This is a genomic window from Streptomyces sp. NPDC048257 (assembly GCF_043201855.1).
In the GTDB taxonomy this organism is placed as follows: Bacteria; Actinomycetota; Actinomycetes; order Streptomycetales; family Streptomycetaceae; genus Streptomyces.
Genome location: NZ_JBICZI010000048.1, coordinates 1936 through 4440, shown reverse-complemented (window position 1 = coordinate 4440; position 2505 = coordinate 1936). Strand labels below are relative to the sequence as shown.

1 rRNA gene (only partly in view) is annotated in these 2505 nt (G+C 56.3%); it reads right to left on the bottom strand.

The window, feature by feature from the left end:
* Nucleotides 1-31 precede the first annotated feature (31 nt).
* Nucleotides 32-2505: ribosomal RNA gene (locus tag ACGFZK_RS37220) — 23S ribosomal RNA — on the bottom strand; it runs 184 nt beyond the window's last position.

Sequence of the window (2505 nt, the reverse complement as noted above, 5' to 3'; positions counted from 1 at the left end):
TTCAGAACTAACACAGTGGACGCGAGCAACTGAGGACAAGCCCTCGGCCTATTAGTACCAGTCAGCTTCACCCGTTACCGGGCTTCCACATCTGGCCTATCAACCCAGTCGTCTACTGGGAGCCTTACCCTCTCAAGGAGGTGGGAATACTCATCTTGAAGCAGGCTTCCCGCTTAGATGCTTTCAGCGGTTATCCCTCCCGAACGTAGCCAACCAGCCATGCCCTTGGCAGGACAACTGGCACACCAGAGGTTCGTCCGTCCCGGTCCTCTCGTACTAGGGACAGCCCTTCTCAATATTCCTACGCGCACAGCGGATAGGGACCGAACTGTCTCACGACGTTCTAAACCCAGCTCGCGTACCGCTTTAATGGGCGAACAGCCCAACCCTTGGGACCGACTCCAGCCCCAGGATGCGACGAGCCGACATCGAGGTGCCAAACCATCCCGTCGATATGGACTCTTGGGGAAGATCAGCCTGTTATCCCCGGGGTACCTTTTATCCGTTGAGCGACGGCGCTTCCACAAGCCACCGCCGGATCACTAGTCCCGACTTTCGTCCCTGCTCGACCCGTCGGTCTCACAGTCAAGCTCCCTTGTGCACTTACACTCAACACCTGATTGCCAACCAGGCTGAGGGAACCTTTGGGCGCCTCCGTTACCCTTTGGGAGGCAACCGCCCCAGTTAAACTACCCATCAGACACTGTCCCTGATCCGGATCACGGACCGAGGTTAGACATCCAGCACGACCAGAGTGGTATTTCAACGGCGACTCCACAACCACTGGCGTGGCTGCTTCAAAGTCTCCCACCTATCCTACACAAGCCGAACCGAACACCAATATCAAACTATAGTAAAGGTCCCGGGGTCTTTCCGTCCTGCTGCGCGAAACGAGCATCTTTACTCGTAGTGCAATTTCACCGGGCCTATGGTTGAGACAGTCGAGAAGTCGTTACGCCATTCGTGCAGGTCGGAACTTACCCGACAAGGAATTTCGCTACCTTAGGATGGTTATAGTTACCACCGCCGTTTACTGGCGCTTAAGTTCTCAGCTTCGCAACCCCGAAAGGTCACTAACCGGTCCCCTTAACGTTCCAGCACCGGGCAGGCGTCAGTCCGTATACATCGCCTTACGGCTTCGCACGGACCTGTGTTTTTAGTAAACAGTCGCTTCTCGCTGGTCTCTGCGGCCACCCCCAGCTCACCGAGTAAATCGGATCACCAGTGATGGCCCCCCTTCTCCCGAAGTTACGGGGGCATTTTGCCGAGTTCCTTAACCATAGTTCACCCGAACGCCTCGGTATTCTCTACCTGACCACCTGAGTCGGTTTAGGGTACGGGCCGCCATGAAACTCGCTAGAGGCTTTTCTCGACAGCATAGGATCATCCACTTCACCACAATCGGCTCGGCATCAGGTCTCAGCCTTAATGAGGGACGGATTTGCCTACCCCTCGGCCTACACCCTTACCCCGGGACTACCACCGCCCGGGCTGGACTACCTTCCTGCGTCACCCCATCGCTTACCTACTACCACCTTGGATCAGCGGCTCCACCACTTTCCTTTCCCCGAAGGGTCCGGAACGGCTTCACGGCTTTAGCATCAGAGGATTCGATATTGGGCGTTTCAAAGCGGGTACCGGAATATCAACCGGTTGTCCATCGACTACGCCTGTCGGCCTCGCCTTAGGTCCCGACTTACCCTGGGCAGATCAGCTTGACCCAGGAACCCTTAGTCAATCGGCGCACACGTTTCTCACGTGTGTATCGCTACTCATGCCTGCATTCTCACTCGTGAACCGTCCACAACTAGCTTCCGCTGCTGCTTCACCCGGCACACGACGCTCCCCTACCCATCACAGCGGGCGTTGGCCCTATTGCTGCAATGACACGACTTCGGCGGTACGCTTGAGCCCCGCTACATTGTCGGCGCGGAATCACTTGACCAGTGAGCTATTACGCACTCTTTCAAGGGTGGCTGCTTCTAAGCCAACCTCCTGGTTGTCTCTGCGACTCCACATCCTTTCCCACTTAGCGTACGCTTAGGGGCCTTAGTCGATGCTCTGGGCTGTTTCCCTCTCGACCATGGAGCTTATCCCCCACAGTCTCACTGCCGTGCTCTCACTTACCGGCATTCGGAGTTTGGCTAAGGTCAGTAACCCGGTAGGGCCCATCGCCTATCCAGTGCTCTACCTCCGGCAAGAAACACACGACGCTGCACCTAAATGCATTTCGGGGAGAACCAGCTATCACGGAGTTTGATTGGCCTTTCACCCCTAACCACAGGTCATCCCCCAGGTTTTCAACCCTGGTGGGTTCGGTCCTCCACGAAGTCTTACCTCCGCTTCAACCTGCCCATGGCTAGATCACTCCGCTTCGGGTCTAGAGCGTGCAACTCAATCGCCCTATTCGGACTCGCTTTCGCTACGGCTTCCCCACACGGGTTAACCTCGCTACACACCGCTAACTCGCAGGCTCATTCTTCAAAAGGCACGCAGTCACGACTG